Annotated in this window: 15 protein-coding genes; 1 reads left to right on the plus strand and 14 read right to left on the minus strand. The window is 54.3% G+C overall.

Translation table 11 applies throughout. From position 1 onward, the window contains the following. Positions 1-44 precede the first annotated feature (44 nt). From FE783_RS05470 to FE783_RS05535, 14 genes are all read right to left on the minus strand, one after another. Positions 45-668 (minus strand): redox-sensing transcriptional repressor Rex, encoded by a 624-nt coding sequence (locus FE783_RS05470; protein WP_138878342.1) that lies wholly within the window; start codon positions 666-668, stop codon positions 45-47. After that, positions 665-3,523: an ATP-dependent DNA helicase DinG gene (gene dinG / locus FE783_RS05475; protein ID WP_138878343.1), complete on the minus strand. Its 2,859-nt coding sequence runs from the start codon at positions 3,521-3,523 to the stop codon at positions 665-667. The genes FE783_RS05470 and dinG overlap by 4 nt, the downstream gene beginning before the upstream one ends. A 181-nt stretch (positions 3,524-3,704) precedes the next feature. Beyond that, positions 3,705-4,352 (minus strand): tetratricopeptide repeat protein, encoded by a 648-nt coding sequence (locus FE783_RS05480; RefSeq protein WP_138878344.1) that lies wholly within the window; start codon positions 4,350-4,352, stop codon positions 3,705-3,707. Positions 4,353-4,388: 36 nt separating this feature from the next. Continuing rightward, entirely contained in the window at positions 4,389-4,772 is a 384-nt protein-coding gene (gene panD, locus FE783_RS05485; protein WP_138878345.1) for an aspartate 1-decarboxylase, read from the minus strand. Positions 4,773-4,786: 14 nt separating this feature from the next. Continuing rightward, positions 4,787-5,662 carry a pantoate--beta-alanine ligase gene (gene panC / locus FE783_RS05490; RefSeq protein WP_138878346.1) on the minus strand — a complete coding sequence of 292 codons (876 nt, stop codon included), beginning with the start codon at positions 5,660-5,662 and terminating at the stop codon, positions 4,787-4,789. A 39-nt stretch (positions 5,663-5,701) separates the two neighbouring features. Next, positions 5,702-6,544, minus strand: coding sequence for a 3-methyl-2-oxobutanoate hydroxymethyltransferase (gene panB, locus FE783_RS05495; RefSeq protein WP_238402887.1), 843 nt, complete (start codon positions 6,542-6,544; stop codon positions 5,702-5,704). Positions 6,545-6,825: 281 nt separating this feature from the next. Next, positions 6,826-7,785, minus strand: a complete 960-nt coding sequence (locus tag FE783_RS05500) for a biotin--[acetyl-CoA-carboxylase] ligase (RefSeq protein WP_138878348.1) — start codon at positions 7,783-7,785, stop codon at positions 6,826-6,828. Then, a complete protein-coding gene (locus tag FE783_RS05505; protein WP_138878349.1) occupies positions 7,785-9,080 on the minus strand; it encodes a CCA tRNA nucleotidyltransferase in 1,296 nt (431 codons plus the stop codon). The genes FE783_RS05500 and FE783_RS05505 overlap by 1 nt, the downstream gene beginning before the upstream one ends. A gap of 31 nt (positions 9,081-9,111) precedes the next feature. Continuing rightward, positions 9,112-10,284 (minus strand): N-acetyl-alpha-D-glucosaminyl L-malate synthase BshA, encoded by a 1,173-nt coding sequence (gene bshA, locus FE783_RS05510; protein WP_138878350.1) that lies wholly within the window; start codon positions 10,282-10,284, stop codon positions 9,112-9,114. 57 nt (positions 10,285-10,341) lie between these two features. Further along, positions 10,342-11,040 (minus strand): bacillithiol biosynthesis deacetylase BshB1, encoded by a 699-nt coding sequence (bshB1, locus tag FE783_RS05515; RefSeq protein WP_138878351.1) that lies wholly within the window; start codon positions 11,038-11,040, stop codon positions 10,342-10,344. A 1-nt stretch (position 11,041) separates the two neighbouring features. Beyond that, positions 11,042-11,458, minus strand: coding sequence for a methylglyoxal synthase (locus FE783_RS05520; protein ID WP_138878352.1), 417 nt, complete (start codon positions 11,456-11,458; stop codon positions 11,042-11,044). A 48-nt stretch (positions 11,459-11,506) separates the two neighbouring features. Continuing rightward, positions 11,507-12,313, minus strand: a complete 807-nt coding sequence (gene dapB, locus FE783_RS05525; protein WP_138878353.1) for a 4-hydroxy-tetrahydrodipicolinate reductase — start codon at positions 12,311-12,313, stop codon at positions 11,507-11,509. A 44-nt stretch (positions 12,314-12,357) separates the two neighbouring features. Further along, positions 12,358-12,870: a tetratricopeptide repeat protein gene (locus FE783_RS05530; protein WP_138878354.1), complete on the minus strand. Its 513-nt coding sequence runs from the start codon at positions 12,868-12,870 to the stop codon at positions 12,358-12,360. A 110-nt stretch (positions 12,871-12,980) separates the two neighbouring features. Beyond that, on the minus strand, positions 12,981-13,319 hold the full coding sequence (locus FE783_RS05535) for a nucleotide pyrophosphohydrolase (RefSeq protein ID WP_138878752.1): 339 nt from the start codon (positions 13,317-13,319) through the stop codon (positions 12,981-12,983). 226 nt (positions 13,320-13,545) lie between these two features. Here FE783_RS05535 and FE783_RS05540 point away from each other — a divergent pair, with 226 nt between their 5' ends. Continuing rightward, positions 13,546-14,412, plus strand: a complete 867-nt coding sequence (locus FE783_RS05540; protein WP_138878355.1) for a YitT family protein — start codon at positions 13,546-13,548, stop codon at positions 14,410-14,412. Positions 14,413-14,665: the final 253 nt, after the last annotated feature.

A 14,665-nucleotide genomic window follows, 5' to 3' on the forward strand; every position in this document is an offset into this window, starting at 1 on the left:
AAGCGGCCTGCCGAGTCCGGCAGACCGCTTTGTTTTGCGTTCCGTCAATGATCCAAATAATAAGCCAAACTCATCAGTTCCGTCGTAAAATCGGCATGGTGCACCCGAATATCGTTCGGCACCTTGATGATGACCGGAGCGAAGTTGAGGATCGCCTCGACGCCGGCCTCGACGAATTGATTGGCGACGACCTGCGCTTCGAACGCCGGCACCGTAATGATGCCGATCCGTACTTTATGCTCCTTAATCGAATCGCCAAGCGCCGCCATCGGGAGCACGGTCAAATTGTTCAATTGCAGCCCGATTTTGTCCGGGGAGCTGTCGAAGACGGCTACAATCTTCATATTGTCCTTCAAGTAAGCATTGTAGTTGCACAGAGCACGGCCCAGATTGCCCGCTCCGACCAAAGCGACGGGCAAAAGCTGGTCCAGCTTCAAGATCTGCCTGATTTTCTCGATCAAATAGGCAACGTCGTAGCCGATTCCTTTTTTGCCGAATTCTCCGAAATAAGCCAAATCTTTGCGGATTTGCGCCGGATTCAAGTCCAGCTTCTGGCCCAAATCCTGGGACGAAACCATTAATACGTTGCGTCTGCTAAGCTCGTTCAAATAACGGAGGTACACCGGAAGCCGGCGAACGACCGCCTCCGATATTTTAGGCGTCTTCATCCGTTCTCCTCTCCCATCCAAGCTGAAATTCTCGATACCAGATGCTGCGTGCTCATATGCTCGATTTTGGGACCGGGCAGCGAATACAAGAAATTGCGGCCATATGACGTCTCCAATACACGCGTATCGTATATAATAACGACGCCGCGGTCTTGAGCCGTCCGTACGAGTCGTCCGAAGCCTTGCTTGAAACGGATAACCGCTTGAGGCACAGAAAGCGCGGTAAACGGATTTTGATTGCTTTTCTTGATCTGTTCGCTCTTCGCTTCCACAAGCGGATGATTCGGCGGCTGGAACGGCAGCCTGACGATCGCGAGACAGGTCAGCGCTTCGCCGGGGATGTCCACTCCTTCCCAGAAGCTGCTCGTCCCGAGCAGAACGCTCGCCGAGTGCGAACGGAACATGCGGATCAGCTTGCTCCGGTTCCCGCTGTCAACGCCTTGTCCGAGCACCTGGATCGCATGCGGCTTGAGCCGTTCCTTCAGCTCGGGATGAATTTGCTTGAGCATCCGGTGGGAAGTGAACAGAATGAGCATTCTGCCCTTCGTTTCTACGGCGACATCGGCTAACGAGCCGACTAGCGCTTCAAGAAATGCGGCATCCGCCGTCGCGCCCTTGACGCTCGGAAAATCCCGAGGGATTAAGACGAGAGCCTGCTGCCGGTATTGAAACGGTGACGGGAGCTGAACGGTCTTCACCTTCCGCTCGTCGGACAGCGGCTCGAGCCCTACCTGGGATGCGCTATATTGAAACGATTTGTTCACGGTCAGCGTTGCCGAAGTGAGCACGACGCTATCCTTCGCGTCGAAGAAATGCTGCTTCAATAAGTGGCTGACGTCCAGAGGGACGGCGAACAGTTGAACCGATTTACTTTTGTAATAAGGAGACGCTTCGAGCCAAAAGACGTAGTCGTTATCCTGCATGCGCATAAAAAACCGCAGCACGTCCCGATGACGCACCAGCTGTTTCACGGAGCCGGACAAATCCGTCAGCACACTGCTTGTCGAAAACTCGTCGGTTCCTTCCTTCAGCTCGGAGACGAGCTTATCGAGCTTCTTGGCGACCTCGGTCGCTTCGAGATAAATATTTTCTTCGATCACCTGCAGCGTGCTCCACGATTTCGGAAGCGTCTCGGGCTTCAGCCGCATTACGTACTGGCCGCTCTCGCTTCCTGCAGCGTCATTGCGTTCGGAAACGAGCAGGAACAGAAGCTCCGTCAGCTTATCCCATTCCTCCTTGATGCGGACTAACCGGGGGTAAACCGACTCGATCGAGGCGTTCCATTCCGTCGCCTTTTCTTCCGTCCCCCGCTCCAGCCTGAATTGAAGCGAAGGCAGCTGTCCGTTTCTGGCATCCTTGTACAGCCACAACAGCGTATTGAGCAGCGAGCCGTAATGCAGATCCATCCCCAGATGTTTGCTGGCTACTTCCTCGAAGTGGTGCGCTTCGTCGATGACGAGCTGCTTGTAGGCCGGCAGCAGCCGGTTTTCCGCCTGGATATCGGTGAACAAGAGCGAATGGTTCGTAATGACGACGTCGGCAATGTTAGCCTCGTGACGGGCGCGGTGATAGAAACATTTTTTGAACCAAGGGCACATCCGGTTGAGACACGAGTCCGTATCGCTTGCGACCGTCTGCCAAAACTCCGCACCCCGATTCGCAAAAAACAGCTCCTCGTCATCCCCGTGCTTCGTCTCGCTTAGCCATACGACCATTTGCGCGGCACTGATCCGGTCATCCTTCTCGCTCGCGAAGTCGCGGTTGTACAGCTTCTGCTCGAACTTGCGCAGGCATAAATAATGGCTGCGGCCTTTGAGCACCGCGGCACGGAACGGCACCGGAAAAATATCGTGCAGCAGCGGGATGTCCCGGCCGCGCAATTGCTCCTGCAGGTTGATCGTATGCGTGCTGACGATCACTTTCTTGTTTTCCTTGATGCCATAATACAGCGACGGAATCAAATAAGCGAGCGATTTGCCCGTTCCCGTTCCGGCTTCGACCATCAAGTGCCGTCCGGCGCCGAACGACTTCTCGACCTCGTGAATCATTTGCTCCTGCGCTTCGCGCTCCTCGAACCGTTCGAACTTGTTGCGCAAGTTTCCTTTAATCCGCTCGTAGAACGGCTCGAACGTATCGCCTTTGCCAATATCCGCCTGCTCGTCTTCTTCCCTCGCCGGCTTCTCCTCGTCCCAATCTCCGACGTTCAGCACGTATTGGCGGAAATACCGGTTCCCGTCCGGATCAATGCTGACGCTCGTCTCTTTGCGGATCCGCATCTCCTGGAAAAACCAACCGGTATCGCCCGGATCGGTCTCGAACAGCTGCGCGAGCTTCTGTACGGTCAACAGCGGCAGCGTATCGAACTTCTCCAAACATTTCAGCCAAATCAGAGCGGTCACTTCCGCGTCGCTATCCGCCTGATGGGGCCGGTCGTGCTCCAAGCCGAACGCCGCGCTGACCATCGACAGCTGCAGGCTCGTCAATGCCGGGAACAAAATGCGCAATACGGGAATCGTATCGAGCACTCGGCCGTCGAACGGCAAATATCCGCTTTTCTCGCAGGCATAGCGCAAAAACATATGATCGAATCCCGCATTGTGCGCTACCAAGGCGCTGTCGGCGAGCAGAGGCAGCATATCCGCCAGCACGTCCTCTACCTCGGGCGAGTCCGCCACCATCTCGTCGGTAATTCCGGTGAGCTGTACGATAAATTCCGGGATAGGCTTGCTCGGCTTAACGAAGGAGGCATACCGCCGGCTAATGACTCCGTCTTCTATAAGAACAAGACCAACCTGTATGATATCATCCGAAGGTTGGTCTCCCGTCGTTTCCAAATCAAGTACTGCATATCTCATCGGGCTTTTTTTCAATCCCTTCTTCGCGATTCACTCTTTAGCATACCAAATTCGAAAGCGAAAAGGGAAGGAAAGATTTTAAATTCCCCCCGGGAGCTTCCAAAGTTCAAAAACAAAAAAGCCGTCCTGGCACATTCGATAAATGCGAGCCGGGACAGCTTTATAAAGAAAAGTACGACGATCAATGAATAAATCCGGGACCCGATTGCTTCATTCCACTGTGCTGCGATAGGCAAATACCCATGTTGATCATCGGTTCGACACAAGACGGGTCGGCCGAATAGGCAAGCTTGAACAGCTGTTGGGCCTGTTCCATATTCGCATTTTTCGCTTGAATGCATCCCATGGCATTATAGGAAATTGCTTTCATTTGCGCATGCTCGGACAAAGAAGTTATGAACCGGAAATGCCGGTAAGCTTCCACATCGTTGCCGATACGCATTTGCCCCATCGCCAAGTATAACCGGGCGAGCAAATAATCGGGCTGCAGCTCGATCACTTTCTCGAACTCCTTGTTCGCATTCTCGAACATGAGCAGCTGGAAATAGCCTTGTCCTTTCCTGAACGTCTCGGATGCGGCATTCATTTCCGGCGGCGCCTCCGGCATGTTCTCCGGTATATCGTTCCAGCTATTGCCCGGGACCGTCTGCAGCACGTGGGACAGCTTTTCTTCAAAATGGAGCCACTGCTCGATAAACGAGTCGCTCATCGATTTTAATACTTCCAGCTTTTTGTGCAGATCCTGCTTTCCCTTATCGTCGGCTGTCGGATATTGCTGTATCACTTCATCCAACGTGTCGTTCATCGTAGCGAACAACTGTTTCAACATGACCTGATCCCACCTTAGCTGAGAAATCGCGGTACGTTACATGATCGTGGAGTGGGTCTCGACATTCAGCGTGTCGATCACTTTATTGTCGGCCCCCATGATGGCGATTCGCGGTTTGTACGACTTGGCCTCCTCGCGCGTCATCAGCGCATATGAAATAATGATGACCGTATCTCCGGGATGAACGAGGCGTGCCGCCGCGCCGTTCAAGCAGATGACACCGGAGCCCCGCGGACCGGGTATGACGTACGTTTCGAGCCGAGCCCCATTGTTATTATCTACAACCTGGACTTTTTCATTAGGTAAAAGTTCAACCAAATCCATTAAATCTTCGTCGATCGTGATGCTGCCTACATAATTCAAGTTCGCCTCCGTGACGGTGGCGCGATGTATTTTGGATTTCATCATCGTCAAAAACATGAAGTTCCCCTCCTTCAAGAAAAGATGCGGTTGTCGATCAGACGGGTTGCGCCGAACTTGACGGCCAGTGCGACCAGCACCGGCTCCGTCCCGTTCCATTGGTCCATCGAAGTGACCGGCTCAAGACCCGGATACGTACGGATCTCGACGTAATCGATTCGCGTAAGCGGCGCGGCCTCGATCGTATCGCGAATATTCCGCTCCAGCCGTTCTATCGTCATTCCGGGTTGATCGGCCCAGCCCTGCACTTTCCCGAGCGCTTCGGAAAGCACCAGCGCCTGCTTCCGCTCTTCTTCGTTCAAGTACACATTGCGCGAGCTCATCGCAAGTCCGTCCGGCTCACGCAGCGTCTCGCAGCGAACGATGTGGACCGGCATATTCAGATCGGCCGTGAACTGCTCGATCACGGCTACCTGCTGGGCGTCCTTCATGCCGAAATAAGCACGGTCCGGCTGTACGATTTGGAACAATTTCGTCACGACGGTCGCAACGCCTTCGAAATGCCCGGGGCGCGAAGCTCCGCACATGACGTCCGTAATTTGTTTCACGACTACCGTCGTCTTGGTCGGAGCCGGATACATTTCCTTGACACCCGGTACGAATACGAAGTCCGCCCCGGCTTCCGCGGCCAGCTTCAAATCGCGCTCCGGATCCCGCGGATATTTATCGAAATCTTCATTTTGCCCGAATTGCAGCGGGTTTACGAAAATACTGACGACGACGATGTCGCATTCCTTCCGCGCTTGCCGGATCAAGCTCATATGTCCTTCGTGCATATAGCCGAGGGTAGGCATGAAGCCGACCGTCGAGAATGGCTTCGTTTTTTCGATTTCGCGGCGGGCTTCCTTCAGTCTGGAACGCATCCCGCTTATTGTCGCTATGGACTCCATTTGCGCTATTCTCCTTATCGGTCGTCGCTTTAGCTTCGATCAGCCTTCAGACTTGCCGCCGTATAAAGGTCCGGCCGCTTCAAGCTCGGCATGAAACGCATGCTCCTGCGACGGAAAGCTGCGGTTTTTCACTTCTTTGACGTATTCGGCGATGCCGTTACGAATAGAGTCTCCAATGTTGGCGTAAGCTTTAACGAACTTTTTGGGAATGACGGGCGAAGCGTACTGCAGCAAATCGTGGAACACCAGCACTTGACCGTCGCAGTGCGGCCCGGCGCCGATCCCGATCGTCGGTATCGACAGCTGCTTCGTAATTTGCTCGGCCAGTTCGTCGGTTACGAGCTCCAACACGATCGCGAACGCTCCGGCCTGCTCCAGCACCTTGGCGTCATCGATTAATTTCCGCGCCTGTTCGTTGTTTTTCCCTTGCACCCTATAGCCGCCGATTTGATATACCGACTGAGGCGTCAGACCGATATGCCCCATAACCGGAACGCCTGCTTGAACGCTGGCCTGAACCGTATGGGCGATTTCGACGCCGCCCTCCATCTTGACCGCCTTGCACAGCCCTTCGCGCATAAGACGGCCGATATTGTGAAGCGATTGGTCCAAGGAGCCGTGATACGTCATAAACGGCATGTCGGCAACGACAAACGGTGCGGAGATGGCTCGCGTCACCAGCTTCGTATGATAAATCATTTCATCCAGCGTAACCGGCAATGTCGATTGCTGGCCCTGTACGACGTTGCCCAGCGAATCGCCGACCAGGATAACGTCTACACCCGCTTCCTCCGCAAGCTTCGCCGAAGGATAGTCGTATGCCGTAATCATCGAGATCGGTACGCCGTCAGCCTTCATCTTCTTCATTCGAATCGTACTCATGCTTCTCGGTTCCATCTCAAACACCCGCTTTCGTTTGATGGCTCCGAACCGGTCTGGAATACGCAAAAAAGCCTTTTAGCCGAGTCGCTAAAAGGCGTTGGTTGCAACAGGAAACGAATCGTCAGATCAGTTTTCCGTCTCGGTCCCTTTAGGCTCAGAGCAGAATTACTGGACTTGCATGAAACGTCATAACCGGGGGATTGCGAGTGCAGTTCCAGCTAGGATACCGCCTCTTACGGTTCATTATACCAGACTGTTCACAAAATCTACATCTTTTTTTGTCAAAATTCCGCAGAATACAGCTTCATGACGTTCCCGTCCGGCTGACGGACGAGCAGGGCGCCCATATCGTCGATCGATTCCGCGATCCCTTCCACGCTTCCTTTCGGAGTTCGGGCCCGGATCGGTTTGCCGAGCGAGATCGCGAGCGCTTCCCAGGCCGCGCGGATCGGTTCGAAGCCTTCGGCGTGATACAGCTCGTACAACATTTCAAATTGCTCGAGAAACGCCTTGATCAGCTCGGTGCGGTTCCATTCTTTTCCTGATGCGATCCGAAGCGATGTCCCGATATCCTTAAGCTCGTCCGGGTAGTCATCCTCCCGCAAGTTGACGCTGATGCCAATTCCGGCGATGACATATTTGAGCCTCTCGTCTTCGGCGCTCGATTCCAGCAATATGCCGCTTATCTTTTTGCCTTCGATGAGCAAATCGTTCGGCCATTTGATCGCCACCGGGATCGGTTCCATTTTGCGGATCGTCCTGCACAAGGAGACGGCAACGAGCAGCGTAAGCTGAGGAGTGAAGTGAATCGGAATTTGCGGCCGCAAAATAAGGCTCATCCAAACTCCCTTGCTCTTCGGCGAATGCCAGCTTCTGCCCATCCGTCCCCGCCCGGCGGTCTGCTGCTCGGCCAGTACGAGAGTCCCTTCCGCGGCGCCCTGCTCGGCCAAATTGTGCGCTATCGATTGGGTCGAATCGACCGAGTCGAAAAGCTTTATCGTCTTTCCCATCGTCTTCGTCGTTAAGCCGGTCAAAAGCTCTGCCGCTTTCAACCGGTCCGGTATTCCGGTAAGGCGGTAGCCTTTGCGTGGTATCGCTTCGAACGAATAACCTTGGTCTCTTAAGCTGCTGATATGCTTCCATACGGCGGTGCGGCTGCAGCCGAGCATGTCGCTCAGCTGCTCTCCCGATACATACCGGTCGGGGTGTTCCTCGAAGTAAGCCAGTATTTGTTGTTCCATCAATCGCATTCCTGCTTTGCTAATAGTTTCGCCTGCCGGAGCAGCGCCGGACGTTCGTTCGGCAGCCTGCGCCGAGCCGTGTCCGCGAGCAGCCGCTGCAGCAGCCGGCCGAGCCACGGCCCCGGTTTCATCCGAAGCTCCTCCGCAAGCTCGGAGCCGCTTACGTTCAGTTCATTCACTTGATCGACCGGCACACGCTTCACCCATTCGCGCCCGCGTTCGATAAGAGGAATGAAACGGTCCTCGCCCAGAACGTCCGTCCGCCATGCAGCCAACGACAGCCAGTCCGATACGACGGACTTGCCGTAGGTCACGCAGCATTCGGCCGTTAATTCGAACCCGACTTTATCGCTATCGGCAGAAGCGTCCGGAATAGAGACAGTGCCGAGCCGCTCTTCCATCCAAACGTTTGTCTGCAGCAGCTTCAGAATCGAATCGGATTTTTTGCCCGCAAATTTCAATCGTTTCATGGCTTCCTTGGCGCGAACCGAGTCCATTCCCATCAGTATGAACAATGCGGTCCATCGCAGTGACGGTCCGATTATTTTCGCAAGCGAATCCCGCTCGATCGGCTCGGGGCAACGTTCCCACCCGGAGAGAGGCCAATCGATCGGCTGCTTGAAATGCCGCGGCAGGCCGCTTTCGGTCAATAGCCGAACGGCCCTGTCCGGTGCCCGTCCTTCGATCATCTTGTCCAACTCCGCGCTTACTCTCTCCATCGCCACATGAACGAGAAGCGGAGCGTGCTGCAAGAGCCCGCTCCATGTGTCCGCTTCCAGCTCGAACCCGTATTCGCAGGCGAACCGGATGCCGCGCAGCATGCGCAGCGCATCCTCGTGAAACCGTTCCATCGGATTGCCGACGCAGCGTATCCGTCCCGCGGCCAAATCGTCCGCTCCGCCGAACGGATCGATTGAGGCTCCTTCGGCATCGAGCGCCATGGCGTTGATCGTAAAATCGCGGCGCCGCAAATCCTCGTTCAAATCGGAAATGAACTCGACTTCCTTCGGTCTCCGGAACTGCTCGTACTCGGATTCCTTCCGGAAAGTCGTTACCTCGAACGTATGCCGCTCCATAATGACGGTAACCGTTCCGTGCTGAAGTCCCGTCGGCGCTGTCCGTGCAAACAGCCGCATCACAACTTCCGGCAATGCCGACGTTGCGATATCGATATCTTTCAACGGGCGGCCGAGAAGCTTATCCCGCACGCAGCCGCCGACGAAATACGCCTCGTAACCGGCTTGGCCCAGCCGGCGCAGCACTTCTTTTCCTTCCCGCTCCATCGTTATCGACATGTCCGCATTCCCTCATATTCGTGTATGGTTACTAAGCTCTGCACATCTCGCTTACATCAATCTCCGGTACCGGACGTCCGAGTACGCGGTAATAAATTTGCTCATACTGCGCTGTAATCAGATCGTTGCAGAACGTCCTTCTCGCCCGGTCCAGACAGGCGCTGGACATCGCCTCGTACAGCTCTCTGTCGCGAAGCAAGCGGATGACGTATTCCGCCATCGTCTGCGTGTCGCCGATCGGCGCCAAAAACCCCGTCGTTCCATGAGTAATCAGCTCCGGAATGCCGCCCGCATTCGAGCCGACGGTAGGAACTCCGCAAGCCATCGCTTCCAGCGCGACAAGACCGAAGCTTTCCTTCTCCGAAGGAAGCAGCATTACATCGGCAAGCGATATGACTTGAGCGACATCGTCCTGCTTGCCCGCGAAAATGACCCGTTCGGACAATCCCAGCTCTTTTACTTTGCATATCGTCTTAGACAGCTCGGGACCTTCTCCGACGAACAGCAGCTTCGATGGAATCTCCTCGTTCACCTTGGAGAATACGTCTACAACGTCGCCGATACGTTTCACCGGGCGGAAGTTCGAAATGTGCAGAAGCAGCTTCTCGTCCGGCCTTGCGTAATCTCTGCGCAGCATGGCCACATCCCGCGGGTAATATACCCGTTTATCTACGAAATTGTACGCCAAATCTATAGGTTTCTCGATATTGAGCAATTCCCTCGTTTCACGGATCAAATCTTGCGAGACGGCTGTAACCGCGTCGCTCCGTTCGATAGCGAGACGGATCAGATCGCTCAGCGATTCATCCTGACCGAGTACCGTAATATCCGTTCCATGCAGCGTCGTAATGACCTTCAGATTGCTTCCGGCCATCTCCTTCGCCAGAAATGCACATACCGCATGAGGTACCGCGTAATGGACGTGCAGCAGATCGAGATTTTCCATTTTGGCGACCTGCGCCATTTTGCTAGCAAGCGATAGATCGTAGGGAGGATATTTGAACACGTAATAATCGTTCACTTCGACTTCATGATAAAAAATATTTTTATGGAATTTCCCTAAACGGAACGGAACGCTGTGCGTAATGAAATGCACCTGGTGCCCTTTCTCCGCGAGCAATTTCCCCAGCTCCGTGGCCACGACGCCAGAGCCTCCGAGCGAAGGATAACACGTAATTCCGATTTTCAGACGTTCGCTGTTCATTCCACGTTCTCCTCCCCCGTACGCTGGCTTGATCCGTATAGTATATTCCCGCCGGTGTCAGAATAGGTCGACAATCATCGGCAGCTTGGAAACGAAACCTTCCGCATAAGGCACCATTCGCTTTTGCCCGAGCAGCCTGTCCCGCGCCTCCACCCGTTCCAAATAGCCTTGATTGAGCGGAGTAGCCACGTAGCTGTTCCCGCCCGTCGCAGGGTCGAATTGGCTGGCGTACGCCCGTAATGCGTCCGTTTTGGACGAATACGAGTCGGTAACGTTTATCAACACGTCGGTATCAAACACATCGTTTATAAAATAAAAGTATAACTGCTCGACAAGCACCGGCTCCGTATCCGGCAAATACCGGCGAAGCTTCGCATTGAATACGGCTTCCTGTACGAGATGGCTGCATGCCACGTGATCGGGATGCCTGTCCTGCCAATAAGGAGCGAATACGATTCTCGGCTTAAACTTGCGGATTTCAAGTGTAATCGCATCCACATGCTCCTTGGTCATATACAGCCCGCGATCGGGCAGCCCAAGATTCGACCTGGAGGCCAATCCGAGTATACGGCCCGCTTCGGCCGCTTCTTCGCGTCTCGTATCGACATTGCCGTTCGAAGACATTTCGGCCAACGTCAAGTCGCAAATGCCTACCCGATAACCCGCCCGCGTATGCTTGGCGATCGTTCCGCCCATCCCGATCTCCGCGTCGTCGGGATGCGCTCCGAAAATAAGGATGTCCAATCGATCCGACATATCACATCACACCCGGTTTATATTTGTCTTTCAGCTCGCGCCAGCCGAACTCCCCGCGGTCGAGCGACCGTACGAGCAGCTCCGCCGAGGCGATATTGGTTGCGACCGGAATTCCTTGTACGTCGCACAGACGGAGCAGCGCGATGATATCCGGCTCATGCGGCTGCGCCATCAAGGGGTCCCGCAAAAAAATGACCAAATCCATTTCGTTCTGCGCAACCATCGCGCCGATCTGCTGATCCCCGCCGAGCGGTCCCGACATGAACCGGTGTACCTGCAGTTTGGTCGATTCCATAATTTTCGTACCGGTCGTGCCGGTAGCGAATAGCCGATGATGGCTGAAAACTTCCTCATAGGCGATTACGAAATTGACCATTTCTTCTTTTTTCCGGTCATGCGCGATCAATGCGATATTCATCCGGTACCCCTCCACAGTGCGCTGGTGTCATGATATGCATAAAGTTCCTTAGTCGATGAAGTGCTCGAATCCGTAGACGATGCCGCCGCTTAGCTCCAACACTTTCTGGACGGCTATTTTTACCCCCGGCATATAGCCGGCCCGCTCGTACGAATCGTGGCGTATTTTGAGCGTTTGCCCGAAGCCGCCGAAGAGCACTTCCTGCTGGGCGAATATTCCCGGCAGCCGCACGCTATGTATGCGAAAACCGCTGTAATACCCGCCTCTCGCCCCTTCGATCGTTTCATGCTCGTTCGGATTTCCTTGCCGAAGCTCTTGACGGTTTTGCGCGATCAGCTCGGCCGTCTTGATCGAAGTGCCCGACGGAGCATCCAGCTTCTGATCGCCGTGGTACTCTACGATTTCGACATGCGGCATATATTTGGCCGCTTGAGCCGCGAATTTCATCATCAGGATCGCTCCGATAGAGAAGTTCGGAGCTATAATGCCGCCGATGCCGTTCTCTTTGCATAGCTTGTCCAATTCCTCGATATCGCCCGGCGTAAAACCGGTTGTCCCGATTACGGGACGTACCCGATGACGGATCGCAATGCGGCTGTTCGCCATTACGGTATGAGGGGTAGTAAAATCGACCAATACATGGGCGTCCGCAGAAGCGAGAGCCTCTTCCAGATTGCTCTTAACCAAAACGCCGCACGGTTCTTTTCCTACAAGCGTTCCCGCATCCATACCTTCATACGAACGGCTGACTGCCGCCACTAGACGCAGCTCGGGATCCGCCAAAACCATTTTAACGACTTCCTGCCCCATTCTTCCGCTTGCTCCGGCTACTGCTACATGAATTTTTGCGTCCATGTCAAATCTCCTTTAGACGATAGTTAAGAGGTGCGATGAGGCTCCTAAGAGCGCAAGTAGCGCTTCAATTTTTCCCGATATTGTTCGAACAAACGATTCGCCTCGACATGCTGCGGATCCAGCTTGACTGCATCTTTCGCCGCCTGCAGCGCGGGACCGAATTCCTCCAGCTCCCCGTAAGCGACGGCCAGCAGCAAATAAGCTTCGATCAAAAGCGGGTCGAGAAGGAGCGCCTGCTTCAGCAAGTCTACCGCGAGATGAGGCTGGGTGTGCCCATCGATATACTTCTCCGCGTCTTGAAGCAGCTGCTTCGCCTCCAGCGTACCGGCATGGTAGCTGTAAGACTCATTGTCCGGATGAAGATTCGCTGCCGTACGCGCATGCTCGATCGCCTTTCCGAGCTTGTTGCTTCTCGCGTACGTTACGGACAGCTTGTAATGGTAAGCCGCGTTGTCCGGGTCGAGACGTACGGCCCGTTCGAACCATTCGATCGCACGCTCGAAGTCGGACTCCAATATCGAAGCGTAAGCTTTTTTGATTTCATATTCGCCGTCCATGCCGGTCCCTCCTCTGCGGGGAATCGAAGCACGCGATGGGACTTCGCTCCTTGCATACGAGCAACGCGGGGGCAATCGCCTCGCGTTCCGATTGGTACAGCATATGACGGCTAAACTTGATCGGTGTCCTTTTTCGTCCAGCGGTCGGCATCGCGGGTTTGAAACTTATGCATGACGGCGTCGTGCGCCTGGGTCAAATCGATTCCGAGCGAATTGGCGAAGCAGATCGTAATAAACAATATATCGCCCAGCTCGAGCTCGATCGAATTATCGGCTTCATCCGGTTTTTTCGGCTTCGGTCCATATTTGTGATTCACTTCCCGGGCCAATTCCCCGACTTCCTCGGACATCCGGGCCAGCATGGCCAGCGGGCTGAAATAGCCTTCTTTGAACTGCGAAATGTAGGCATCGACTTCTCGCTGCATATGGGCTAGCGATTTTTCCGGCATCATTGCTCCCCTTTCCATGGCACCCCTTGTCGGTTCTACCCTGTAAATTCGCTGATGTACAGTTATTCCGTGGTGTCGACACGAACATAAGCGTCTTTCTACATGTTAACGCAAAAGGGCGGCTGAAAACAAATCTTTTTTCATACTCAAGCCGGCGATCTCCACACGATTAGGGGCATACTACGACCATACGATCGTACAAACGATTCAATCGGGAGGAACCGCGATGGAGAAACGGCTGCTCGGAACGCTTCGATCTTGGGTTCCTATCGCTTGCGGAACAGCCATCTATGCGTTCAGTCTTCATTATTTCGTCATACCGAACGAGCTCATGGAAGGCGGCGTCACCGGCATTTCGCTGCTGCTGAACTATGCTCTTGGATTTCCGGTATCCGTAACGACGTTAGTGATCAATATCCCGTTGTTTCTAATAGGCTGGAGAAAAATCGGCAAAGCCGCGATGGTCAATACCGTCCTGGGAACTTTGACACTGTCGCTCTTTTTGCGGCTTATGGAAGTTGCTATCGGCCGCGGCTGGATCGTTCCGTTCCGGTCGGATACGGATTTCTTCCTGGCGACGCTATACGCCGGCGTTACGATCGGGATCGGACTCGGTATCGTATTCCGTTTCGGGGGCACGACGGGCGGAACCGATATCATTGCGAGCGTATTATCCAAGTCGAACGGCTGGAGCATCGGCCAAGTCATTCTTGCCGTCGACGTGCTGGTCATCGGAACTTCCCTCCTCTACATTCCGAAGGAAAAAGTGCTTTACACGCTCGTCGCGGTGTTCGTCGCCTCCCGAACGATCGATTTCATTACCGAGGGCGCTTACTCCGCCAAAGCGTTTACGATCATGTCCGACAAAGGGGAAGAGCTTGCCCAAGCGATCACCCGCGAAATGGATCGCGGCGTTACCTTGTTCGCCGCCAAGGGGGCTTATTCCAATACCGACAAATGCGTCGTATACAGCGTCGTCGGACGGCAGGAGACGAGGAAGCTGAAATCGATCGTGAAGCAGGTCGATCCTCAGGCCTTTATCGTCATATCGGATGTTCACGACGTTTTGGGTGAAGGCTTCCGGGGCCGTTGACTCTTCTACCCATAAAAATAGACACGGAGGGCGGTTGCCCTTCGTGCCTGCGATAGACAGAATCGGGAAAAAGAGAATGAGCTACCGAAAGAGGTGGGAAATGTGCAACGTAGAGTTTACGTGCCTCATTTGAAATCGCGTTCTAACCTTTTATCCATTCAGAGAACGCGATTTCAACGGGAGGCCGGAGCGCACATTCCCAGCTCTTGCCCAAATCGCTTCCTCTCGCATTTCCGGACTCCTGTTTTCATCA

Origin of the sequence: Paenibacillus mesophilus (assembly GCF_005938385.1) — a bacterium.
Lineage (GTDB): Bacteria > Bacillota > Bacilli > Paenibacillales > NBRC-103111 > Paenibacillus_AB > Paenibacillus_AB mesophilus.

Bases quoted from the DNA above. Each gene is read 5' to 3' on its own strand.
- FE783_RS05470 (WP_138878342.1), bottom strand. From the start codon at position 668: ATGAAGACGCCTAAAATATCGGAGGCGGTCGTTCGCCGGCTTCCGGTG.
- dinG (WP_138878343.1), bottom strand. From the start codon at position 3,523: ATGAGATATGCAGTACTTGATTTGGAAACGACGGGAGACCAACCTTCG.
- FE783_RS05480 (WP_138878344.1), bottom strand. From the start codon at position 4,352: ATGTTGAAACAGTTGTTCGCTACGATGAACGACACGTTGGATGAAGTG.
- panD (WP_138878345.1), bottom strand. From the start codon at position 4,772: ATGTTTTTGACGATGATGAAATCCAAAATACATCGCGCCACCGTCACG.
- panC (WP_138878346.1), bottom strand. From the start codon at position 5,662: ATGGAGTCCATAGCGACAATAAGCGGGATGCGTTCCAGACTGAAGGAA.
- panB (WP_238402887.1), bottom strand. From the start codon at position 6,544: ATGAGTACGATTCGAATGAAGAAGATGAAGGCTGACGGCGTACCGATC.
- FE783_RS05500 (WP_138878348.1), bottom strand. From the start codon at position 7,785: ATGGAACAACAAATACTGGCTTACTTCGAGGAACACCCCGACCGGTAT.
- FE783_RS05505 (WP_138878349.1), bottom strand. From the start codon at position 9,080: ATGTCGATAACGATGGAGCGGGAAGGAAAAGAAGTGCTGCGCCGGCTG.
- bshA (WP_138878350.1), bottom strand. From the start codon at position 10,284: ATGAACAGCGAACGTCTGAAAATCGGAATTACGTGTTATCCTTCGCTC.
- bshB1 (WP_138878351.1), bottom strand. From the start codon at position 11,040: ATGTCGGATCGATTGGACATCCTTATTTTCGGAGCGCATCCCGACGAC.
- FE783_RS05520 (WP_138878352.1), bottom strand. From the start codon at position 11,458: ATGAATATCGCATTGATCGCGCATGACCGGAAAAAAGAAGAAATGGTC.
- dapB (WP_138878353.1), bottom strand. From the start codon at position 12,313: ATGGACGCAAAAATTCATGTAGCAGTAGCCGGAGCAAGCGGAAGAATG.
- FE783_RS05530 (WP_138878354.1), bottom strand. From the start codon at position 12,870: ATGGACGGCGAATATGAAATCAAAAAAGCTTACGCTTCGATATTGGAG.
- FE783_RS05535 (WP_138878752.1), bottom strand. From the start codon at position 13,319: ATGCCGGAAAAATCGCTAGCCCATATGCAGCGAGAAGTCGATGCCTAC.
- FE783_RS05540 (WP_138878355.1), top strand. From the start codon at position 13,546: ATGGAGAAACGGCTGCTCGGAACGCTTCGATCTTGGGTTCCTATCGCT.